General features: G+C 65.1%; 19 protein-coding genes. 11 read left to right on the top strand and 8 right to left on the bottom strand.

Annotated elements, in window-relative coordinates; genetic code table 11:
* Nucleotides 1-554 precede the first annotated feature (554 nt).
* Nucleotides 555-2144 (bottom strand): adenylate/guanylate cyclase domain-containing protein, encoded by a 1590-nt coding sequence (locus tag E4P29_RS25350; protein ID WP_135047950.1) that lies wholly within the window; start codon nucleotides 2142-2144, stop codon nucleotides 555-557.
* A gap of 42 nt (nucleotides 2145-2186) precedes the next feature.
* Between E4P29_RS25350 and nucS the strand changes: the two genes are divergently transcribed.
* Together nucS and E4P29_RS26490 are read left to right on the top strand one after the other, a co-directional pair.
* Nucleotides 2187-2858: an endonuclease NucS gene (gene nucS, locus E4P29_RS25345; RefSeq protein WP_135047948.1), complete on the top strand. Its 672-nt coding sequence runs from the start codon at nucleotides 2187-2189 to the stop codon at nucleotides 2856-2858.
* A gap of 41 nt (nucleotides 2859-2899) precedes the next feature.
* Nucleotides 2900-3217 carry an ATP/GTP-binding protein gene (locus E4P29_RS26490; protein WP_072692233.1) on the top strand — a complete coding sequence of 106 codons (318 nt, stop codon included), beginning with the start codon at nucleotides 2900-2902 and terminating at the stop codon, nucleotides 3215-3217.
* 28 nt (nucleotides 3218-3245) lie between these two features.
* Here the strand turns inward: E4P29_RS26490 and E4P29_RS25335 are convergent, their stop codons facing one another.
* Nucleotides 3246-4208: a hypothetical protein gene (locus E4P29_RS25335; protein WP_135047946.1), complete on the bottom strand. Its 963-nt coding sequence runs from the start codon at nucleotides 4206-4208 to the stop codon at nucleotides 3246-3248.
* Between the two features lie 59 nt (nucleotides 4209-4267).
* Nucleotides 4268-4744: a methylmalonyl-CoA epimerase gene (gene mce / locus E4P29_RS25330; protein ID WP_135047944.1), complete on the bottom strand. Its 477-nt coding sequence runs from the start codon at nucleotides 4742-4744 to the stop codon at nucleotides 4268-4270.
* Nucleotides 4745-4856: 112 nt separating this feature from the next.
* On the opposite strand from mce, the gene E4P29_RS25325 reads away from it, so the two are divergent.
* The 3 genes from E4P29_RS25325 (at nucleotide 4857) to E4P29_RS25315 (ending at nucleotide 7479) form a co-directional block, all read left to right on the top strand.
* Entirely contained in the window at nucleotides 4857-6047 is a 1191-nt protein-coding gene (locus tag E4P29_RS25325; RefSeq protein ID WP_135047943.1) for an acetyl-CoA C-acetyltransferase, read from the top strand.
* Nucleotides 6048-6112: 65 nt separating this feature from the next.
* Nucleotides 6113-6484 carry a DUF3817 domain-containing protein gene (locus E4P29_RS25320; protein ID WP_209205517.1) on the top strand — a complete coding sequence of 124 codons (372 nt, stop codon included), beginning with the start codon at nucleotides 6113-6115 and terminating at the stop codon, nucleotides 6482-6484.
* Between the two features lie 47 nt (nucleotides 6485-6531).
* On the top strand, nucleotides 6532-7479 hold the full coding sequence (locus E4P29_RS25315) for a tetratricopeptide repeat protein (protein WP_245154494.1): 948 nt from the start codon (nucleotides 6532-6534) through the stop codon (nucleotides 7477-7479).
* 5 nt (nucleotides 7480-7484) lie between these two features.
* Here E4P29_RS25315 and E4P29_RS25310 read toward each other — a convergent pair whose 3' ends face one another.
* The 3 genes from E4P29_RS25310 to E4P29_RS25300 are packed head-to-tail and all read right to left on the bottom strand — an operon-like array spanning nucleotide 7485 to nucleotide 13153.
* Nucleotides 7485-8933, bottom strand: coding sequence for a metallopeptidase (locus E4P29_RS25310; RefSeq protein ID WP_135047939.1), 1449 nt, complete (start codon nucleotides 8931-8933; stop codon nucleotides 7485-7487).
* Entirely contained in the window at nucleotides 8934-11135 is a 2202-nt protein-coding gene (glgB, locus tag E4P29_RS25305; RefSeq protein ID WP_032368540.1) for a 1,4-alpha-glucan branching protein GlgB, read from the bottom strand. It lies immediately after the preceding gene.
* A gap of 11 nt (nucleotides 11136-11146) precedes the next feature.
* A complete protein-coding gene (locus E4P29_RS25300; protein WP_135047937.1) occupies nucleotides 11147-13153 on the bottom strand; it encodes a maltotransferase domain-containing protein in 2007 nt (668 codons plus the stop codon).
* Between the two features lie 204 nt (nucleotides 13154-13357).
* On the opposite strand from E4P29_RS25300, the gene glgP reads away from it, so the two are divergent.
* Nucleotides 13358-15889, top strand: coding sequence for an alpha-glucan family phosphorylase (gene glgP, locus E4P29_RS25295; RefSeq protein WP_135047935.1), 2532 nt, complete (start codon nucleotides 13358-13360; stop codon nucleotides 15887-15889).
* A 7-nt stretch (nucleotides 15890-15896) separates the two neighbouring features.
* Here glgP and E4P29_RS25290 read toward each other — a convergent pair whose 3' ends face one another.
* Both E4P29_RS25290 and E4P29_RS25285 read right to left on the bottom strand, forming a co-directional pair.
* Nucleotides 15897-17945 carry an ATP-dependent DNA helicase gene (locus E4P29_RS25290; protein ID WP_135047933.1) on the bottom strand — a complete coding sequence of 683 codons (2049 nt, stop codon included), beginning with the start codon at nucleotides 17943-17945 and terminating at the stop codon, nucleotides 15897-15899.
* Between the two features lie 50 nt (nucleotides 17946-17995).
* Complete coding sequence (locus E4P29_RS25285; RefSeq protein ID WP_135047931.1) at nucleotides 17996-19345, bottom strand: nicotinate phosphoribosyltransferase; 1350 nt, start codon at nucleotides 19343-19345, stop codon at nucleotides 17996-17998.
* A 57-nt stretch (nucleotides 19346-19402) separates the two neighbouring features.
* Here E4P29_RS25285 and clpS point away from each other — a divergent pair, with 57 nt between their 5' ends.
* The 5 genes from clpS (at nucleotide 19403) to E4P29_RS25260 (ending at nucleotide 23023) form a co-directional block, all read left to right on the top strand.
* Entirely contained in the window at nucleotides 19403-19762 is a 360-nt protein-coding gene (gene clpS / locus E4P29_RS25280) for an ATP-dependent Clp protease adapter ClpS (RefSeq protein ID WP_245154493.1), read from the top strand.
* 44 nt (nucleotides 19763-19806) lie between these two features.
* Nucleotides 19807-20376, top strand: a complete 570-nt coding sequence (locus E4P29_RS25275; protein WP_135047929.1) for a DUF2017 domain-containing protein — start codon at nucleotides 19807-19809, stop codon at nucleotides 20374-20376.
* Between the two features lie 9 nt (nucleotides 20377-20385).
* Nucleotides 20386-21471, top strand: a complete 1086-nt coding sequence (locus tag E4P29_RS25270; RefSeq protein WP_135047927.1) for a P1 family peptidase — start codon at nucleotides 20386-20388, stop codon at nucleotides 21469-21471.
* A 51-nt stretch (nucleotides 21472-21522) separates the two neighbouring features.
* Nucleotides 21523-22152, top strand: coding sequence for a rhomboid family intramembrane serine protease (locus E4P29_RS25265; RefSeq protein ID WP_135047925.1), 630 nt, complete (start codon nucleotides 21523-21525; stop codon nucleotides 22150-22152).
* Nucleotides 22153-22264: 112 nt separating this feature from the next.
* Complete coding sequence (locus E4P29_RS25260) at nucleotides 22265-23023, top strand: cyclic nucleotide-degrading phosphodiesterase (RefSeq protein ID WP_209205516.1); 759 nt, start codon at nucleotides 22265-22267, stop codon at nucleotides 23021-23023.
* The last annotated feature ends 21 nt before the right edge of the window (nucleotides 23024-23044 follow it).

Here is a 23044-nt window from a genome sequence, read left to right as displayed (position 1 = left end):
GAAGCTAAGCCCTCCAGCGCCGATGGTACTGCACTCGACAGGGTGTGGGAGAGTAGGACACCGCCGAACACAACATCCCGAAATGCCCCTGACCCTCCACGGTCAGGGGCATTTTGCATTCGAAACCCCCTACTGCCACAACAGTATTCGCCGCTCTCGTTCTACTGAACACGCAGGCACCTACACCTACACCGGCACCCCCCAGTCCCACCACTCGCCGTACGGACTGCCCATCCAGCCACCCCCGATCGCGAACGCGCGCGCACCTGCCGAACGCGCGCGCGTGTGCGGCCGTCGAACAGAACCCGACCCCAACGAGTCGACTACTGCCATCGAAGCTTGGCGATCAAGCCTCAGTCGGCTCGCTCAACACTTCCATTCGGCAAATGCGCTCGCATTCGCGAGGCGCGCGAAGAATCGTCAGCGATGTCGTGGGCGTTCGACAAATGCGCGTGCATTCGCGAGGGGGCCGGGCACAGGACGGCCGAGTAGTCAGTGACGGAAACGGCTGAAGCGCAGTGCGCTTTACCTACTGAGCCCAGTGATTGGGTGGATCAGGCGTTAACGGATTCGGCCTCGTCTGCGGAAACCTTCACGTCCTTGGGGTTCGCTAGAACTGTCTCTGCCGATCGTCCGCGAAGGGTTACACGATCACCGAATTCCCAGCGGTCCGCTTCGTTCTTGGCAGCACCGTCTACCGCTGTCTTGGATGCGAGTATCGCACCGGGAGCGCTCTTGGCCAGTTCCGATAATCGGGCAGCCTCGTTGACCGGATCGCCGATGACGGTGTATTCGAATCGCGACTTTGCTCCGACATTGCCGGCAACGGCTCGGCCGGCTGCAACGCCGACGGCTGCGCTGCATTCGGGTACTTCGACCAGTAATCGGCGAGCAATCGCACGTGCGGCCGAGAGTGCCGATCCGCAATGATCCGGAATGTCGTTCGGTGCTCCGAAGATGGCGAGCGCCGCGTCGCCTTCGAACTTGTTGATGAAGCCACCGTGTTCGTCCACCTCGTCGACGACGACCGCGAAGAAGCGGTTGAGTAGATCCACCACCTCGGTCGGCGGTCGTGATGCGGCCAATTCGGTGGAGCCCACCAGATCGATGAAGAACACTGCAATATCGCGTTCTTGGCCCCCGAGTTCACTCTCTGACTGCAAGGCCTTCTCGGCTACTTCGTGTCCGACATGTCGTCCGAACAGGTCGCGGATCTTCTCTCGATCGCGCACACCGTCGGCCATCCGGTTGAAACCGCTCTGCAGTTCCCCGAGCTCGGTGCCGTCGTACACCGCGAGTCGGACATCCATGTTGCCCTTCTCGACTTCGGCCATGCCCGCCCGCACGTTGTTGATGGGGGAGGTGGTCGCGAAACCGCCCAGGACGGTCAGTGCGAATCCGAAGACGATGGTGATTCCGCCGAGCGCGAGGATGGACACAGCGAGCTGGTTCGCACTGGTCTCGGGTCGAAGGAAGCGGAACACCGCGATCATCATCAGGCCGGAGACCGGAACGCCGGTTCCCAGCAACCACGACAGGATGGAACGCCCCATGACTCCGGCGATTCGGATGCGCCGTGGGTCACCTGCTTGCAGGGCGCGAGCCGCGATGGGTCGCAGAGCGAATTCGCTGAGCAGGTAGCTGAACGCGCACACGACCGTACCGCCCGCGGCAATGGTGAACGCCACCTTCGGGATTGCCTGGGGGTCGATGATGCCGTCGATCGTCGTGAGCAGAATCAGTCCACCGGTCCATAGCGCAACCTGCATGCGCGTCAGGCGCCAGGGCATGGCCAGCGTCGCGACCTGCTCGGATCGGGTGGGCTCGCGATCCTCGATGCCCCACCGCAGACTGCTCAGCGCACGTGTGGTGCCCCAGACGACACCCACCAGGAACGCGAGAAAGACGTACACCGGGACGACGATGAAGTTCACCCACCAGTAGTGATCCATATTCAGAACGTCCGGGCCTGGAACGACGACACTGATCAGGACACCGACGATGACCGCACCGATCAGGTTCGACAGGACCAGAAACACCGTCAGCAACAGCTGGATTCGGATCCGGCGTCGTCGTGGCGATTCGGTGGTGTCTCCGAGGAGCCGGGAACCCAGCGGAGCGGCAGATCGTCTGAATTGGGGCATGGTGGTCACAGACTAACGGCCGTGCTGCCTTATGGTGGTCGAGTGCGTTTAGTTATTGCTCGTTGCCAAGTGGACTACATCGGCCGCCTCACCGCACATCTGCCTTCCGCTCGACGCCTGCTGCTCGTCAAGTCCGACGGATCGGTCAGTGTGCACGCGGACGACAGGGCGTACAAGCCCCTCAACTGGATGTCTCCGCCCTGTTGGATGGTTGAGACCACCGAGGACGAGACCATCAAATGGGTGGTCACCAACAAGGCGGGCGAAGAACTTCGCATCACGATCGACGACGTCGAACTGGATTCCAGTCATGAATTGGGTATCGATCCGGGGTTGGTCAAAGACGGTGTCGAGGCTCATCTGCAGGAGTTACTCGCAGAACACGTCAACACCCTCGGTGAGGGGTACACGTTGGTACGGCGTGAATACATGACGGCAATCGGACCGGTGGATCTGTTGTGCCGCAACGCAGATGGCGGCACTGTCGCCGTCGAGATCAAGCGTCGCGGTGAAATCGACGGTGTGGAGCAGTTGACTCGGTACCTCGAATTGCTCAATCGTGATCCGTTGCTGGCACCGGTCAGCGGTGTGTTCGCCGCACAGATCATCAAGCCGCAGGCGAAGACCCTGGCCACCGATCGCGGTATTCGTTGTCTGACACTCGACTACGACGTTCTCCGCGGCACCGACAGCACCGAGTTCCGGCTCTTCTGACGGCTGTCTGCCGAAGCGGCGCGATTCTCTACACTGGATGCGTGCCTCGTCGCAATCAGCCCCGCAAAGCGAGTCGGAGTGGTCCGAGCAGTCTCGGCCCGGCAACCGATTCCGTCCTGGGCGGCAATCGCGTCGAGGTGGGTCCTGACGGGGACACGTACACGACGCGGATGATTCCCGGTGCCAAGGCCGTCAAGACCTACCGTTGCCCGGGCTGCGATCACGAGGTGCGGCCAGGGGTTGCCCACATCGTCGCGTGGCCGTCGGACGATTTCGGTGGGGCAGACAACCGGCGACATTGGCACACCGGATGTTGGAGCGGCAGAAACACGCGAGGCCTCACCCGTAGGTGGTCTTAGCGAGTGAGGACTCGCGTGTGCTGCGAAGTCAGGACGCCGAGTCGGCGGATTCCTTCTCTTCTTCGTCGTCCTTCTCGGCCTTCGCCGCAGCCTTCTCTTCTTCTTTCTTGAGGATGGCCGTCGGGTCGGGGTTGTCCAGCAACTCGCTTTCGCGGTTGACCGAGGCCAGCATGGCCGGTACCGAATCGAGCTGGCCCCGGATACCCAGTAGCTGAGCGAGGACGCGACTTCGCAGCACGCGCAGCTCCTCGGCCAATTCCTTCGAGTGCGCGATGCGTCGCTCGGCCTGCTCGCTCGCGGACTGCAACCGGCGTGCGGCTTCGGTTGTCGCCTCTTCGATTCGGCGAGCAGCATCGGCCTTGCTCGACGCCTCCAATTCTTCGAGCGCGGTGAGCACCTTGGTGCGGCGCTCGGCCATCGTGATCTCGAAGTCCTCCTGAACCTCGGCGCGCTTGGCTTCGGACTCGGCGGCCAACTTGTCGCGCTCGGCCTGTGCCTCCTCGACGACGCGCGCCGCTTCGGTACGTGCCTGCGCCATGGTCTGCTCGTGCTCGGTTTCGAGTGCCGTGCGGCGCTCCTCGAGTTCTGCGACCAACGACTCGTGACGGCTTCGCAGGCGAGTGCTCTCTTGCTGCGCAACCGAGATCATTTCCTCGGACTCCGCATGTGCCTTCGCGCGAACCTCGGAGGCCTCGTCCGACGCCAGTCGCAACATGCGGGAGATGCGATCGCTCATGCCTTCCGCGGTGGTCGGCGGCACCGAGAGACGGTCGATGTCCTTGCGCAGCTCGTCGATCTCGTCGCGAGCGTCGTCGAGTTGCTTGGCCAGATCACGCGCCTGCGCCGCGGCGGCATCACGGTCGGCCGTCGTCAGGCGTAATTCAGCGTCGAATCGCTCGAAGTAGTTGGTGACTTCGTCGCGATCGAACCCCTTCCGAACGATGGAAAAGGGAAGTTGCACCGTGGAAGTGCGTTCATGATCGATGGCCATGGCCGTCAATTTACCGGTGAGTCAAGTGGAGAGCCATACGGCGTAATCACCGGGTTCGGTCAGTGCGCGTTCTGGTTCGGTTCGACCAGTTCGATCAGTACTCCGCCTGCGTCCTTGGGGTGGACGAAGTTGATACGCGAGTCGGCCGTACCGCGGCGGGGAGCGTCGTAGAGCAACCGAACGCCGCGGGCGCGCAACTCGGAGGAGATCTCCTCGATGTCGGTGACTCGATACGCCAACTGCTGGAGTCCGGGGCCGTTTCGGTCGATGAACTTCGCGATGGTCGAGGATTCGTCGATGGGTGCGAGCAACTGCAGTGCTGCGGACTTCTCGCCCGCCCCGGGGAACGAGAGCATCGCCTCGCGGACTCCCTGTTCCTCGTTGACTTCCTCGTGCACCGCAACCATGCCCAGGTGGTCGGTGTACCAGGCGATTGCGGCATCGAGATCGGGTACCGCGACGCCGACGTGGTCGATAGCCGTCACCAGGTCGGAGCGAAGTGGGGCACCCGTGTAAGACTGCGTGCTGGAGGTCATGGACAAGACGTTAGCGTCAGCTGCGTCACGGTGTTCCGCCAGGCTGGTATCGGTAGGGAGCCTGGCGAGCGTTGATCTCGACAAGGCCGTCTTCACACTTTCGGAGGAAATCGTGACCACAACAGTCATCGTCGCCGGTGCTCGTACGCCCGTCGGGCGCTTCTCGGGTGCTCTCAAGGACTTCTCGGGTTCCGACCTCGGCGGAATTGCCATCAAGGGCGCACTCGAGAAGGCAGGCATCGCTCCGGACCAGGTCGACTACGTCATCATGGGTCAGGTCCTCACTGCCGGTGCCGGTCAGATTCCGGCGCGTCAGGCCGCCGTCGCTGCGGGTATCCCGATGACCGTTCCGGCCCTGACGATCAACAAGGTGTGCCTCTCCGGCGTCGACGCCATCGCGCTCGCTGATCAGCTCATTCGCGCGGGGGAGTTCGAGATCGTCGTCGCCGGTGGCCAGGAATCGATGACCCAGGCACCGCACATGCTGGAGAAGTCGCGGGCTGGATTCAAGTACGGCGATGTCACCATGCGCGACCACCTCGCGTACGACGGCTTGTACGACATCTTCACCGATCAGGCCATGGGTGCGCTCACCGAGCAGCGCAATCAGAGCTCCGAGGCAATCAGCCGTGAGGAGCAGGACACCTTCGCGGCCGCGTCGCATCAGAAGGCTGCCGCGGCGTGGAAGAACGGGGTCTTCGACGACGAGGTAGTGCCCGTGTCGATCCCGCAGCGCAAGGGTGAGCCGATCCAGTTCACTGCCGACGAAGGAATCCGGGCCGACACCACGGTCGATTCCCTCGGCAAGCTTCGCCCCGCGTTCGACAAGGCGGGCACGGTCACTGCCGGATCCGCGTCGCAGATTTCCGACGGTGCCGCCGCCGTCGTCGTGATGAGCAAGGAAAAGGCCGAGTCGCTCGGTTTGAGCTGGCTCGCCGAGATCGGCGCGCACGGTGTGGTGGCCGGCCCCGACTCCACCCTGCAGTCGCAGCCCGCTCGCGCCATCGCCAAAGCCTGCGCGAAGGAAGGCATCGACCCGAAGGACCTCGACGTCGTCGAGATCAACGAGGCATTCGCGGCGGTCGGAATCGCGTCGACGCGTGAGCTCGGCATCGATCCGGAGATCGTCAACGTCAACGGCGGGGCGATTTCGATCGGTCATCCCCTCGGAATGTCGGGCGCTCGCATCGCACTGCACCTGGCTCTCGAACTGCAGCGGCGAGGTGGCGGAGTGGGTGCCGCAGCATTGTGCGGCGGCGGCGGACAGGGCGACGCGCTCATCGTTCGAGTCCCGAAAAGCTGAGTCGGTAGTGGCTCTGGTCCGATGAGACCAGAGCCACTACGTTCTGTCGTAGCAAACCGGGCACAATAGCGGGCATGACGAATTTCTTCGACCTGAGCAGCACGGCCAAACGCTTCCGTTTCATTGCCGTGCTCGAAGCGTTCACCTGGCTCGGTCTACTGGTCGGCATGGCGTTCAAGTACCTGCCGGCCGACGGCAACGAAATCGGCGTGAAGATCTTCGGGCCCATCCACGGTGGGGTGTTCATCGTCTACCTTGCCGTTGCCGTGCTGACGGCGGTGAAGCTGAAGTGGGACATCAAAGCCACCCTGCTGGCGCTGGTCGCGGCATTCCCGCCGTTCGGAACCGTGGTCTTCGAGATCTGGGCCGTGCGTACCGGACGCCTTGCCGAGCTGAGCACCGGCCGACCCGCTGCCGACGCGAAGGTTCTGTCCTGACCGCCCGCCAGTGGATGACGCATCGCGTTAGTGACAAACTGTAGGACGTGACTCGACCCGGTTCCCGTCCTCCTGTCCGCCCGTCGGCCGCCGTCCCCGCATCCATTGCCGGAGCCGTCGACCTGTCCGTTCTCAAGGACCGTCCGGCACCTGCTCCCGCTGCCGAAGCCAGTGGCGATGCGGGAGGGTTGGCTCCGATCGTCGACGTGACCACGGCCAATTTCGAGGCCGAGGTTCTGCAGCGATCGATGCAGGTACCGGTCATCGTCGACCTGGGATCGGCTCGGTCGCCGCAGTCCCAGGCGTTGACGCGTCAGCTCGGGCAACTTGCCGTCGAGGCCGGCGGCACGTGGATACATGCTCGCGTCGATGTCGACTCCAATCCGCAGATCGCACAGGCATTCGGCGTGCAGGCCATTCCCACGGTGGTTGCCGTCGCGGGTGGGCAACCACTCGCCGATTTCCAGGGAACGCAGTCCGACGAGCAGTTGCGTCAGTGGCTGCAAGCCGTCGAGCAGGCAACCGCCGGAAAGCTGTCCGGTCCACCCGGGTCGGCTCCCGCCGCCGAGCCGGAACCCGAGGTCGAGGATCCGCGCATCGTCGCTGCGGAAGAGGCGATCGACGAGGGTGACTTCGACAAGGCAGCGGCGGCGTATCAGGCCATCATCGACGCCGAGCCGAAGAACACCGACGCGGTCGCCGCGTTGCGTCAGGTCAAGTTCCTGCATCGGGTGCAGAACGTTGCACCCGATGCCGTCGAGGTGGCCGACGCCGATCCAGGCAACGTGCAGGCCCGGATCGATGCGGCCGACGCGGAAATGGCCGGGCAGCAGCCCGAACAGGCTTTCGCACGGCTCATCGACGGAATCAAGATCAGTGCAGGGGACGACCGCACGGCCCTGCGTACCCGACTGCTCGAGCTGTTCGAGCTGTTCGACGCCGCCGATCCTCTGGTGGTCTCGGCGCGTCGCAAACTCGCGTCCGCTCTGTACTGAATCCCTCAGCTGTAACGCGAATCGCACAGGGGCTTGCCGCCGAGAACTCCCGAGCGGAACGCATCGACTCGGGAGAAGCCGGACGGCAGCGTTGTTCCATTGACGTCGCTGGCGGCCAATCCGTCGCTGAGCAGGCCTGAGACGGCCTCGTCGAGATCGCCGGGAGATAGATAGACTTCGAGACCCGTCGAACCGTTCTCGGCGCTCATTGCAGAGGTGATGACCCCGGACAGGCACGCCGAACGGAGAGCGGTCTGCGGATCGTCGAGGGTCTGGCCCGCTTGCTTCTGCACCGCAAGCGTGTAACGCGAGGCGAACAGCACATACGCGCTGTAATCACCGGATACGTTGAGCGGCAGTATGTCTCCGCGCTGAGGTGTCTCGGGTTGTCCTCTTTCGGCCAGGTCCTCCACGTCGACACCGATGGTGTTGCTCGACGGGCAGTACGACACCGGAGCGGTGGCCTCGGCGTCGGTGCACCGAGTGTCAGACCCTGAGAAGTCCACGGTCGGCGGATCGGCGACGGGCAGCACCTTCTCGAAGGATCGTGTGAACGCTTCGAGCGAGTCCTCGGTGACCGGTAGTTCGCCGGATTCGTCGGCGCTGTCGAACTTCTGCGGCAACGACGCTCGGCGTGAGTCGATTTCGGCCTCGTCGATGCCTGTGCAGGTTGCCGCACCGTCCCTGAATCCGATCTGCACTGCCGTGACGCGCTCGAATGCGGACCCGTGCACCGATTCGGGATCGTTGGGGTCCACGTCGCGCACCGCGACGGTCGCAGCGAGAACACCGTTGAGCCCATCCGAGGTGTTGATGGTGAAGTGCGGCGAATCGCCCTCTGCGACATGGCGGATGAATGCGCCGGCGAAACAGTCGGCTTGCTGCTCGGCCACGATGGTCGGGGTGTCGTCGCCGACGAGTCCCGACTGGTGCTGGATCGCGTGACCGTATTCGTGCGCGATCACCATGACCACCGACATCGGCCCGAACGCGTCGACCAACGCCGGAAGCAGAATGGTGCGGTCCCACCCGATCGAGTCGTCGCGGGTGCAGTACGCGGCATTGGGGACACCACCGGTTCTGTCTCCACAGAACCGGATTCCGGATCCCTCGTCCTCCGACGCATCCCACGAGGTCAATGTCGAGACCGGCGTGAACGAGCCCTTGAACAAGGCCGGATACTGCTCCACCCAGAACTGCTGGATGTCATCGATCGCGTTGGTTGCCAGGATGTCCGAGTCGGTGCCTTCGGCGTTCTCGACGGCGATGGTCGAATCCGGTACTCCCGGACGCGGTCCGCTCGGTCCGCTGGTGACCGGAAGGCCGGCGACCGTGAACGGATTCTCGTAGATCGAAACCGCATTACCGCCGACGGTGGCGGCGCACGATGTCAACAGTAGTAACCCTGCAGTGGCGGCCGCAGCCAGAAGTCGTGGTCTGCGGCCGCCGGTCATCTACTGCTCCAATTTGATCCAGATCGCCCCGTTGGCGGGAAGTGCAACCTGGCCTGATGCCGGTCGACCGTGCCACGAGTGCGATGTTGCCGTCACTTCACCCAGGTTGCCCATTCCGGAGCCGCCGTACTCCGTTGCATCGGTGTTGAGGATCTCGATCCAACGGCCTGGTTCCGGTAGTCCCACACGATAGCTGCCGTGCTCGGAACCGGAGAAGTTGAAAATACACGCGACGACCGAACCGTCGGAGCCGTACCTCAGAAAGCTGAGCACGTTGTTCTCGGTGTCGTTGGCGTCGATCCACGAGTAGCCACTGGGCGAGGTGTCCAGCGTCCACAGTGCCGGATGGGATCGGTACGTCGAGTTCAGATCTGCGACAAGCGATTTCACACCTCGGTGCAGCGGCTCCTCGTCGATCTGGTACCAGTCCAGGCCTCGCTCCTCGGACCATTCGCGAGTCTGACCGAACTCCTGGCCCATGAACAGCAACTGCTTGCCCGGATGTGCCCACATGTAGGCAAGCATTCCGCGCAGCCCTGCGGCCTTGGCGTAGTCGTCCCCGGGCATACGGGTCCACAGCGTGCCCTTGCCGTGCACCACCTCGTCGTGGCTGATGGGGAGCAGGTAGTTCTCGCTCCACGCGTAGACGAGTGAGAACGTGATCTCGTGGTGGTGGTAGCTGCGGTGGATGGGATCGCGCCCGACGAAGCCGAGGGTGTCGTGCATCCACCCCATGTTCCACTTCATGTTGAACCCGAGCCCGCCCACGTTCGTCGGGCGAGTGACGCCCGGCCACGCGGTCGACTCCTCGGCGACGGTGACCACTCCGCGGTGCTTCTTGTGCACCGTGGCGTTCATCTCCTGCAGGAAGGACACTGCTTCGAGGTTTTCTCGGCCACCGTAGATGTTGGGCGACCAGCCACCCTCGGGACGCGAGTAGTCCAGGTACAGCATCGATGCGACGGCGTCGACGCGCAGTCCGTCGATGTGGAATTCGTCGATCCAGTAGAGCGCGTTCGCGACCAGGAAGTTGCGGACCTCGCGTCGGCCGAAGTCGAAAACCAGTGTGCCCCAGTCGAGTTGCTCGCCTCGCTGCGGGTCTCCGTGTTCGTAGAGCGGCCCGCCGTCGAATCGGGCGAGGGCCCATTCGTCCTTGGGGAAGTGGGCGGGTACCCAGTCGACGATGACACCGATGCCTGCACTGTGCAGGTGATCGACGAAGAACCGGAAGTCGTCCGGACTGCCGAACCTGGACGTCGGTGCGTAGTAGGACGTCACCTGGTAACCCCAGGATCCGCCGAACGGGTGCTCGGCGACCGGGAGCAACTCCACGTGGGTGAAGCCGGTCTCGATGATGTACTCGGCCAGTTGCTCGGCCAGCTCCCGGTAACCCAGGCCCGGTCGCCACGACGCCAGATGGATCTCGTAGACGCTCATCGGAGCCTGGGTGGGTTCGATGCCGGCTCGGGTGTCGAGCCACTTCTCGTCGTTCCAGGTGTACGTCGACGCGGTCACGACAGACGCGGTGGACGGCGGAACCTCGGTGGCGAAGGCCATCGGGTCGGCCTTGTCCTTCACCGAACCGTCGGAGCCGTGGACGCGGAACTTGTACAGGGCACCGGGTTCGATGTTCGGGACGAACAGCTCCCAGACTCCGGTGGAGCCGAGGACGCGCATCGGCCAACTACGGCCGGTCCACCCGTCGAAGTCGCCCACCAGCGTGACGCCCTGGGCGGCAGGGGCCCACACCGCGAACGAGGTGCCGGTGACGGGACCGTCGGGAGTGGCGTACGACTGCTGGTGCGCTCCGAGGATGTCCCACAGCCGCTCGTGGCGACCCTCGCCGAACAGGTGCAGGTCGAGTTCACCGAGGGTCGGTAGGAACCGGTACCCGTCGGCGGATTCGGACACGTGCCCACCCGGCCAGGTGACCACGAGCCGGTAATCGATCAGGTCCTCGACAGGGACCAGCGCAGAGAAGAGGCCGTGGGCGACGTGGGTCAACTCGTGGTCGACGCCCCCGACGCGTGCGATCACTTTCTCCGCGTCGGGCTTCAGCGCGCGAATTGCTGTTCCGCCGGGCACGGGGTGCGCACCGAGCACGGAATGCGGGTTGTAATGCCGACCAGCGGCGAGGAGATCGAGGTCGTTGTCGGACGGGGCTGCGACGGTGTCTTCGGGCGTCGTCGGATTCTTGGTCACGTTGAATCCACTCACTTTCGGTTGCCGCGGTAGGCCAGTTCGATTCGTGCCGGATAGGGAATGTGGGGGAGCGTGAATATGTGCGCCACCGAGGTCCAGGGCTCGAGTCGGACGAAGTTGGTGTGGCCCCAGTCGTAATGGATGCCGCTCACCTCGTCCTTGATCGTCAGGGTGTCCTGCCAGTCGTGACCGAGCGCGGGCATGTCCAGATGGACGGTGCCCTCCTCGGCTCCGAACGGGTTGAGGTTGATGACCACCAACACCGAGTCGCCGGTCTGCGGATCGAACTTGGAGTATCCGATCAGCGCTTCGTTGTCGATCGTGTGGAAATGGATGTTGCGTAGTTGCTGCAGGGCCGGATGCGCGCGGCGGATGGAATTGAGAGTGGTGATCCACGGCTCCAGCGATTCACCACGGGCGAGCGCACCCTCGAAGTCGCGCGGTCGCAACTGGTACTTCTCGGAGTCCAGATATTCTTCGCTGCCCTCGCGCACGGCCTGATGTTCGTACAGCTCGTACCCGGAGTACACGCCCCACGTCGGAGCCAGGGTGGCGGCGAGAGCTGCTCGGAGAGCGAACATTCCGGGTCCACCGTGTTGCAGGCTCTCGTGCAGGATGTCCGGGGTGTTGACGAACAGGTTGGGCCGCGCGTCGTCGGCGCGTCGGGCATGCTCCTCGGCGAACTCGGTCAGCTCCCACTTCGCGGTACGCCACGTGAAGTACGTGTACGACTGAGTGAACCCGCGTTGCGCGAGACCGTACATGCGCACCGGCCGGGTGAACGCCTCGGCCAGGAACAGCACGTCCGGATCGGTCTTCTTGACCTCGGCGATGAGCCACTCCCAGAAGTCCGGTGGCTTGGTGTGTGGATTGTCGACTCGGAAGATCTTGACGCCCAACGAGATCCAGTATCGGACCACGCGTAGCACTTCCTCGTAGATGCCACGACGGTCGTTGTCGAAGTTGATCGGGTAGATGTCCTGGTACTTTTTCGGCGGATTCTCGGCGTAGGCGATAGTGCCGTCCGGCAACACGGTGAACCACTCGGAATGTGTTGCAGCCCATGGATGATCCGGAGCGGCCTGGAGGGCCAGATCGAGCGCCACTTCGAGGCCGTGTTCTCGCGAGGCGTCGACGAACGCACGGAAGTCGTCCTCGGTTCCCAGCTCGGGATGGATCGCGTCGTGCCCGCCGTCCTTGGATCCGATCGCCCACGGCGAACCGACGTCCTCGGGGCCCGGAGTCAACGTGTTGTTCGGGCCCTTGCGGTTGATCGTGCCGATCGGGTGGATCGGAGGCAGGTAGACGATGTCGAAGCCCATGCGCGCGATGCGGGGCAACTGCTCGATGGATGTCGCGAACGTGCCGTGCCGCGGTGATCCGTCTTCGTTCCACCCGCCCGTGGAGCGCGGGAAGAACTCGTACCAGGCACCGTTGAGGGCCAGGTTTCGGTCGACCCACACGTTCACTGCCCGCGATCTGGTCACCAGCTCGCGGAGCGGGTGCTCGAACAGCAGCTCGGTGACCGACGATGCGAACGCCGAGGACACTCGCGCCGGCAGCGGACGGTCGGTGTCGCGCAGGCCGGCGGCGACGTCGGCAAGCAACTGCCTGCTCTCCGCAGGAACGCCGGTGGCAGCGCGGAGGAACAGGCGCGCCCCGATCTCGAGGTCGTTGGCGAGTTCGTGGGCGCTCTGGCCCACTCCGAGCTTCGCCTCGACGGCGTGGCGCCAGGTGCTGATCGGATCGCTCCACGCCTCGATACGGCAGATCCAGTAGCCGGGCCGGGATGGGACGAACACCGCGTCGAACGTGTCCGGCTCGTGGCCGGGCGTCATCGGGATGCGTTCGAGCTTGCCTCCCGGTCCGCGCACCGACAGCGTTGCGGCCACCGCGTCGTGACCCTCGCGCCAGACGTCGGCGGAAACTGGAAACGTCTCGCCCACCACCGCTTTCGCGGGGTATTTCCCGGTCGTCGTATCTGGAAGGACATTGTCGATACCAAGTCGACCTGTCACTTCACACTCCATTCTTCGTTAGAGGTATGGCTGCGCGGGCGCAACCTCTGATCGAACCGATATTTGGTGTGCTTCTACTCGTCAACCGTAGTGCAGCAGCGCAGATGGCGCGTGCGCCGACGCATACTGACCGCGACGGGCGCACGAGGAAATTTTCGCCGAGCGCCCCATCGACACAGGTATCCGTGGGTAGGGTTCGGCTCTGTGAAAGCCTTGCGTCGATTCACCGTCCGAGCCCACCTTCCCGCCCGTCTGAATGCCCTCGCCGAGCTGTCGACAAACCTCAGGTGGTCGTGGCACTCGGCCACGCAGGATCTCTTCGAGCACATCGATCCGCTGCTGTGGACCGAACTCGAACGCGATCCGGTGGCCGTGCTCGGTGCCGTCGCACCCGGCCGGCTCGAAGAACTCGGCGAAGACGCATCGTTCCTGGCCGAACTGGACGCCGCCGAGGCGGACCTGCACGACTACCTCGCCCGACCGCTCTGGTACCAGAACGAACTCGCCGAAGGGAGAGCTCTGCCGTCGGGCATCGGCTATTTCTCGATGGAGTTCGGGGTCACCGAGGTACTGCCGAACTACTCCGGTGGGCTCGGCATTCTGGCCGGTGACCACCTCAAGGCGGCGTCGGATCTCGGGCTACCGCTGATCGGTGTCGGACTGCTCTACCGCTCGGGGTACTTCAGGCAGTCGCTGACGGCCGACGGGTGGCAGGCCGAGCGTTACCCGTCCCTGGACCCGCACGGTCTGCCGCTACGACTGCTCACCGACGACAACGACTCACCGGTGTTGATACACGTGTCGATGCCGGGATCGCGCGTGCTGCGGGCCCGCGTGTGGATCGCCCAGGTGGGACGTGTTCCGCTGCTGCTGCTCGATTCCGATATCGCCGACAACGATCCCGAGCTCAGAGGAGTCACCGACCGTCTGTACGGCGGCGATCAGGACCACCGCATCAAGCAGGAGATCCTCGCCGGTATCGGCGGAGTACGCGCGATCAGGGCCTACACGCGCGCGCACGGGCTGCCCGATCCCGAGGTGTTCCACATGAACGAGGGCCACGCCGGCTTCCTCGGGGTCGAACGCATCCGTGAACTCGTCACCGGTAGTGGGTTGGACTTCGATTCGGCGCTAGCCGCCGTCCGTGCGGGCACGGTGTTCACCACCCACACCCCGGTGCCTGCCGGTATCGACAGGTTCCCCGCCGATCTGGTGCGGCACTATTTCGGCGGTAGCGACGGTGCACCGGATTCGGCCCTGTTGCCGGGGTTGCCGATGAGCAGAATTCTGGCGCTGGGCGGCGAGAGTGATCCGTCGGTGTTCAACATGGCGCACATGGGTCTTCGCTTGGGACAGCGCGCCAACGGAGTGTCGAAGCTGCACGGGATCGTCAGCCGCGAGATGTTCAACGGCCTGTGGCAAGGATTCGATGCGTCGGAGGTACCGATCGGATCGGTGACGAACGGTGTCCACGCGCCGACCTGGGCCGCGCGAGAATGGGCTGAGGGGCAGACCCGCGGGCCGTTGTCCTCGGAGCAGGTGTGGTCCACACGAAATGCGTTGCGCGCGCAGTTGGTGGACGAAGTGCGCCGAAGGGTGCGCCGCTCGGCACTCGAGCGAGGGTCGACCGAGGCCGAGATCAGCTGGACGGCAAATGTTTTCGACCCCAACGTGTTGACCGTCGGCTTCGCGCGACGCGTACCGACGTACAAGCGTCTGACGCTCATGCTGCGCGAACCCGAGCGATTGCGGGCAATGTTGCTCGATCCCGTCCGCCCGGTTCAGCTGGTGGTAGCCGGAAAATCGCACCCGGCCGACGACGGGGGAAAGGCCCTCATTCAGCAGATCGTCAAGTTCGCCGACGAGGCGGATGTGCGACACCGCATCGTGTTCCTGCCCGACTACGACATGTCCATGGCGCGCTTTCTGTACTGGGGTTGCGATGTGTGGCTGAACAATCCGCTGCGACCTCTCGAGGCCTGCGGTACGTCCGGAATGAAGTCGGCGCTCAACGGCGGCCTCAATCTGTCGATTCGCGACGGATGGTGGGACGAGATGTACGACGGCGAAAACGGGTGGGCGATCCCGACGGCCGACGGCATCACCGACGACAATCGCCGCGACGATCTGGAAGCTGCTGCCCTCTACGAGTTGCTCGAGCAGGCGGTCTTGCCGAAATTCTACGATCGCGGGGAGGACGGGGTGCCGGCTCGCTGGATCGAGATGGTCCGGCACACACTGGAACAGCTGGGACCGAAAGTGTTGGCTTCGCGGATGGTTCAGGACTACACGCTCGGCTACTACGCGCCCGCTGCGCACTCGGCCCGCGCGGTGTCGGCCGACGGCTACCACGGCGCCAAGGATGTCGCGTCGTATCGCGGCCGCGTCGAGCAGGCGTGGCGCAACGTGAAAGTCACCCGAGTCGACAGCGAGGGGTTGCCGGACACCCCCGTCATCGGTGCCGAATTGTCGCTGCGCGCCATCGTCGACCTCGGCGGTATGGAACCGGGTGCCGTCGTGGTGCAGGCCGTAGTGGGACGCGTCGACGAGGGCGAGGATCTCAGCGACATTCGCACCACCGAGATGTCGCACGTGGGCAGCGAGGGCGGCGAGCACGTGTATGCGGGCGAGACGCGACTGCCGCACAGTGGAGCGGTGGGCTACACGGTGCGGGTGTTGCCGCGGCACCACGGGCTTGCCTCCGATGCCGAGCTCGGTCTGGTGTCGACGCCTTAGGGAGCAGCTACTTTCCGGCCAGGCGGGTGAGGGCCTTGCGGACCACCTCCGGGTCGGAGGTCTCCCAGAACGGCGGTAAGGACGCGCGCAGATAGCCGCCGTACCGGGCGGTCGCCAGGCGCGAATCCAGCACGGCGACAACACCTTTGTCGTCGACGCTACGGAGCAGTCGACCGACGCCCTGCGCCAGCAGCAGGGCCGCGTGGTTGGCGGCCACGGCGAGAAAGCCGTTGCCGCCACGTGATTCGACGGCCTGCTGCCGAGCCACCAATAGCGGATCGTCGGGCCGGGGGAACGGAATTCGATCCAGGATCACCAGGCTCAGCGACGGACCGGGCACGTCGACGCCCTGCCACAGCGACAGCGTTCCGAACAGTGAGGTGGCCTCGTCGTCGGCGAACTTCTGCACCAGTGCGCCGGTGGAATCGTCACCCTGGCACAGGATCGGGGTGTCGAGTCGCTCGCGCATCTCCTCTGCCGCGGCCTTGGCAGCGCGCATCGACGAGAACAGCCCGAGCGTCCGACCACCGGCCGCCTCGACGAGCGATTCGATCTCGTCGAGTGAGGACTTGGACAGGCCGTCGCGTCCGGGCGGAGACAGGTGTTTGGCGATGTACATGATGCCGGCGCGAGCGTGATCGAACGGCGAGCCGACGTCCAGCGAATTCCAGCGAATGGATCCGTTGTCCGAGGGTGGTTCCACTCCCGACGCCATGGCGGTGTCACTGCGGGAAGGTTTCTCTGCGGGCAGGCCCCAATTGACGGCCAGACCGTCGAAGGATCCGCCGACGGTGAGAGTCGCCGAGGTCAGCACCACGGTGGATTCGGCGAACAGCCGTGCCCGCAGCAGCCCGCCCACCGAGAGCGGAGCAATGCGAACGGTGCGCTTGACGTTTCCTCGGAAATCGTCGACTGAATGCCAGACGACGTCCTTGCGCTTGGCCGGATCGGGCTCGTCGAAGGCTGTGAGTACTCGTACGGCGCTGTCGTGCACCTCGTCGACTGCCACGAGTGCTGCGCTGCGGGCCGCGGCGGCCTCGGGATCGCTGCTCGCCATGCCCTGTTTGTTCGGGCCGATCGCGGTGCGCACGGCCCAGGCGGCGTCACGGACGGACGCCAGGGCCGGTCCGACGCCGTCGGGAAGAGACTGCCATCGCCCGGGTGGTAGTTCGTCGAGAATCGCGGCCCAGTTCTCGGCAGCTCCTTCGAGCTGATCGACGGTCTCTTCCTCGATGAGCTTGGCGCTTCGGCGTGCGGCCGCGGTGACGGTAGCGGCCGAAAGCTCCTCGGTGGCAACGCCGGTCACTCGGTCCACCAATTCGTGGGCCTCGTCGACGACCACGACGTCGTGCTCGGGCAGGATCTGAATTCCGGTGATCGCGTCGATAGCGAGCAGCGCGTGGTTGGTCACGACCACGTCGACCTGCGCGGCCTCGGTGCGGGCGCGCTCGGCGAAGCAGTCCTCGCCGACGGGGCACCGCGATTTCCCGAGGCACTCGCGAGCGGTGACGCTGACCTGACGCCAGGCCTGGTCGCTCACGCCGGGCACCACGTCGTCTCGATCGCCCGTTTCGGTCTCCGAGGACCACTTCGTCAGTCGGACCACCTCGCGGCCCATCCGCGAGACGGCGAACGGGTCGAACAACTCCGCGTCCGGTGCCTCCTGTGCGGCACCGGTGTGAATCTTGTTCATGCACAGGTAATTGTTGCGGCCCTTGAGGATCGCGAACTTCGGACGTCGACCCACAGCCTCGGTGAGTGCGTCGGACAGGCGCGGAAGGTCACGGTCGACCAACTGTCGCTGCAACGCGATCGTGGCCGTCGAGACGATGACGGTCTTCCCCGATTCGACCGCATGCCTGATGCTGGGCACGAGGTACGCCAGGGACTTGCCGGTGCCCGTGCCCGCTTGTACCGCGAGATGCTCACCGGTGTCGATCGAATGCGCCACGGCAGAGGCCATCGTCAGCTGATTGCTGCGTTCCTTGCCACCGAGCGAGTGCACCGCAACCTGCAGGAGAGCGGGAACGGTGGGCAACTCGGTCTTCGACGGCACCGAAGCAGACTACTGCCGATCGCCCACCGGGTTCGGCACCGACACCGCCCCTAAGCGTCGACGAAGCGGGTCGGTATCGCCGGTTCGCCCTGGGACAGTGCGAGCCCCTCCCACGGCAGGCTGACCAGGCGTCGCGCGAGGAGGTCCCGGCCGTCTGTCAACGTCGGTAGATCGGCGACGCGGTGGCCGCCACGCACCAGCGGCGTGGTCAACGTCTCCACCGTCAGACCGTCCTCGACGGCCGGGGCAGCGTCGAACGGGTGGACTACTTCCTCGACGGCCGTACCGGTACCACGTGCCGTCCGCAGCGCGGCCTTGGTGCCTCCGCGCGATTCCTTGTGACTGCTGCGCTTGGCGACGGGTATGCCGTCGACGGTGACGAGCTTGTAGACCATTCCCGCAGTCGGCGCGCCAGAACCGGTGACAAGCGATGTGCCGACGCCGTACGAATCGACGGGTTCGGCACGCAGCGCGGCGATCGCGTACTCGTCGAGGTCTCCGGAGACGACGATCCGCGTGTTCGGCGCACCGAGCGCGTTCAATTGGGCGCGGACCTGACGGGCGAGGACACCGAGGTCGCCGGAGTCGATGCGGACACCGCCGAGCTCCGGACCGGCCACCTCGATCGCGTTGGCCACGCCCTGCTTGATGTCGTAGGTATCGACCAGCAGTGTCGTTCCCACCCCGAGCGCTCGGACCTGAGCGGCAAAAGCGGCCTTCTCGTCGGGGCCGTCGGCTGTGGTGTGCAGCAGCGTGAACGAATGGGCCGACGTGCCTGCTCCGGGGACGCCGTGGCGTCGGACCGCTTCGAGGTTGGACGTCGCGGTGAAGCCGGCCAAGTAGGCCGCGCGCGATGCCGCGACCGCCGCCTCCTCGTGGGTGCGCCGCGATCCCATTTCGATGATCGGCCTGGCCTCGGCGGAGGCGACCATGCGCGCGGCCGCCGAGGCGATCGCACTGTCGTGATTGAGAATCGAGAGCACCACGGTTTCCAGGACGACGCACTCGGCGAACGTGCCGCGGACCGTCAGGACGGGGGAGCCGGGGAAGTACAGCTCGCCCTCGCGGTAGCCGTCGATGTCGCCGGTGAAGCGGTAGTTGCGCAGCCACTCGACGGTGTCGGCGTCGAGAAACTTCGACACGACACGCAGCTCGTCCGGGCCGAATCGGAAGCGATCGACGGCGTCGAGAATGCGCCCGGTGCCCGCGACGACGCCGTACCGTCGGCCGCCGGGAAGCCTGCGGGCGAAGACCTCGAAACTGCACGGTCTGTCGGCGTAGCCGCTGGCCAGAGCCGCGGACAGCATCGTATACTCGTACTGGTCGGTCAGCAGCGCAGTGCTGACTCCGTCGCTGGAAAGCGTGTGATCGGTGGTCGCGTCATTGCTCACCTCGATCACACTACGAGCGCAGGGGCGAACGTGTGGGGTCGGCCCGACACGCCGTACCCTGGTGCCATGCCTTGGTTGACGGTGGATGGATCGCTTCTGCCCGTGGACGGCTTCTCGGCACTCGAGGTCGCGGCGGCGTCGCCGCAGGCGGTCCCGGCCCAAACCGAGGCCGTTGCTGCCGACGAGGCGCACGACACTCCGTGGGTCACCATCGTGTGGGACGACCCGGTCAACTTGATGCACTACGTCACCTACGTGTTCCAGAAGCTCTTCGGCTACAGCAAGGCCAAGGCCACCGAGTTGATGATGCAGGTGCACTCCGAGGGCAAGGCGGTCGTGTCTAGCGGCGAGCGCGATGCGATGGAGAACGACGTGAAAAGGCTGCACGCGGCGGGCCTGTGGGCCACCATGCAGCAGGACAAGTAGTCAGCAGTTCGCCACCTCTACGTCAGAGAAGGACATCACCGACAGTGCGCACGTGGACGAGACGGAATTCGTTGTCCGGGGTCAAGATCAAGTCCGAGATCGACGCTCGTGAGGCGGCGGTGCTCGAGTCCCTGGTCGCATCTGTTCTCGGCCTGCTACGCGATCGTTCCGCCGCTGCACCCACCGACGAGCTCGCCGCGCTGACCGGGCTCCGCACGGGCCACAACAGCCCGCCGGACGATGCAGCGCTGGCCCGGCTGCTGCCGGACTTCCACCGCGCCGATCCCGAACACGACGATCAGGATCCGGCCGATCTGAACGGTGCCCTCCGCGGGTTGCACGAGCCCGAGATCATCGACGAGAAGTTGGCTGCCGGGGCAGTGATCCTCGCGACCCTGCCCGATTCCGGCGGAAAAATCGTGCTCACCCAGGAACAGGCCGACGCGTGGTTGACGGGTCTCAACGACGTGAGGCTGGCGCTCGGGACCACGCTGGGCATCAGTGCGGACACTCCTGACGTACTCGACGAGGGCGATCCTCGTGCTCCACATCTGGACGTGTACCACTGGTTGACCTGGATGCAGGATTCCCTGGTCCAGGTCCTCGTTCCCTAGGACGCCGACGTGACCACAGCCTTCTCGAAGCCCGGGCCCCGAGACTGCTTGACCGATGTGGCCGGTCTGTTGGTCGGCCATCATCACGAACTCGACGACGACGCCGCGATGGGGTCCGGTTCGGCCACCGGCTGCACGGTGGTGCGCTTCCTCGGTGGGGCGACGGCGGCCGTCGACGTGCGGGGCGGCGGACCGGGAACGCGCGAGACCGATCTGCTCGATCCGAGCCATTCCGTTCAGCAGGTCGACGCGATCCTGTTGACTGCGGGCAGTGCGTACGGGCTTGCGGCTGCCGACGGCGTCATGCGGTGGCTCGAAGAGCACGAACAGGGCATCCCGATGGACAGTCCGGCTCACGTCGTGCCGATCGTGCCGGCTGCGGTGATCTTCGACCTTCCGGTCGGCGACTGGGCCGCGCGCCCGACCGCGGAGTTCGGCTACCGTGCTGCTGCCACGGCGGCGACCGAGTTCGCGACGGGATCGGTCGGGGCAGGAGTCGGTGCTCGCGCCGGCGTGCTCAAGGGTGGGGTGGGCACCGCGAGCACAGTGATCGAGGGCGGTCCGGCCGACGGAGTGACGGTCTCGGCGCTGATGGTCGTCAACCCTGTGGGCGCGGTGTTCGATCCGCGCACGGGGTTGTTGTGGGGCACCGGCACACTGGGGCCTGCGCACTTCGGCATGCGCATTCCCGACGTCGACGAGGTGCGGGCCACGGCGGCGCTCGAACCCAAGGCCACTGCTCTGAACACCACGATCGGCGTAGTCGCCACGGATGCGCCGCTGTCGTCGGCGTCGTGCAAGCGGGTAGCCGTCGCGGGCCACGACGGACTCGCGCGGGCCATCCGGCCTGCGCACTCGCCACTCGACGGCGACACCGTCTTCGCCGTGTCCACGGGCACCAGGGCCGTCACCGCCGAGTCCTCTGTGCCCGCAGCATTCTCCCCGGAACTACCGGTACTGGCCGCGGTCACCGAAGCCGCTGCTCTCGTCGTGGAACGGGCGATCGTCGATGCTCTGCTCGACGCCACGTCCGTGGCCGGCATCCCCACCTACCGCCAGATCTTCCCCTCCGCATTCGCGGCACCGCGTCCCTGACCGGCAGGTGGCCCTACCGGTACCGTGGTGAGACCGAGGTTGGAGGCGATCATGAGTGAGACCGGCAAGCTTCCCGGTGAGCGAGAGCGGCCCGCGTGGATGCAGGCAGCCGTCTTCGTCGGAGGATTCGTCGCGCTGCTGTGGATCATCGAGATCATCGACGTCGCGAGCGGTTCACGGCTCGAGCAGAACGGTATCGAGCCTCGTTCCGCCGACGGCTTGTGGGGCATCCTGTTCGCGCCCGTGCTGCACGACGACTGGCAGCACCTGATCGCCAACACGGTTCCCCTGATCGTGCTCGGATTCCTGGTGTTGCTCTCGGGCATTGCGCGTGGTCTGGCTGCTACCGGGATCGTCTGGGTGATCGGCGGCGTAGGTACCTGGCTCACGGCCGGCACCTACAGCAACACGATCGGCGCATCGATTCTGATCTTCGGCTTCATCACGTACCTGCTCGTTCGTGGATTCTTCACCCGACAACTCGGCCAGCTCGCGATCGGGGTCGTGGTGTTCGTGCTGTACGGCAGCGCGCTGTGGGGCGTGCTGCCGAGCGATCCGAACATCTCCTGGCAGGGCCATCTGTTCGGCGCGGTGGGCGGGGTTGTCGCGGCTCGGCTGCTTTCCGCCGATGCCCGGGCCGACAGAGCACGCGCCAGAGCACTCGATCGTCCCACTCGGTAGGCGGTACGTAACCACGAGCACAGCTGCGTTCGGGCGTGAAATTGGCCGACTCGCGCTGTGAATACTGCCCGAACGTTTCGAGTGACGCGCTCGGCGTGGCAGCATGGCTTGCATGCGAATTACCGTCCTGGGATGTTCGGGCAGTGTGTCCGGACCCGATTCACCCGCGTCGGGTTACCTCCTGGAAGAAGAGGAGACCGCGCCGGTCGTTCTCGACTTCGGGCCCGGCGTTCTCGGGGCTTTGCAACGTTATGTCGATCCGGGTGACGTGAGCGTTCTGCTCTCGCATCTGCACGCCGATCACTGCCTCGACGTTCCCGGTCTGCTCGTGTGGCGTCGCTACCACCCGAACCCGCCGGAGGGGCGCGCGATCGTCTACGGACCGAAGGACACTGCGTTTCGGCTCGGGGTGGCATCGGCCGAGTGCGGCGGTCAGATCGACGACATGTCCGACACCATCGATCTACGCCGCTGGGTGGACGGCCGAACCGTCGAATTCGGAGCGCTGTCGATTCTGACCCGGCAGGTGTTTCATCCGCCGGAGTCGTACGGCATGCGGGTTACCACCGGCGGCGGAAAGATCTTTGCGTACAGCGGCGACACAGGCATGTGCCAGGCGGTGCAGGATCTGGCTCACGGTGCCGATGTCTTTCTCTGCGAGGCGTCGTGGACCGACAGCCCGGATCGGCCCGAGGGCGTCCACCTGTCCGGTATCGAGGCAGGGCGCATCGCTCGGGAAGCCGGAGTGGGGGAGCTGCTACTGACGCACATTCCGCCGTGGACCTCCCGTGAGGACGTCATTGCCGAGGCGAAAGCGGAGTTCAGCGGACCGGTGCATGCCGTCGAGCCAGGGGACGCCTTCACCGTATGACGACGCGCTAGGCTTCGAGTC

Origin of the sequence: Rhodococcus sp. 1R11, assembly GCF_004563845.1 — a bacterium.
Taxonomy (GTDB): domain Bacteria; phylum Actinomycetota; class Actinomycetes; order Mycobacteriales; family Mycobacteriaceae; genus Rhodococcoides.
Note: the sequence above shows the minus strand (reverse complement) of the source record. Positions and strands in the feature narration are given on the sequence as shown.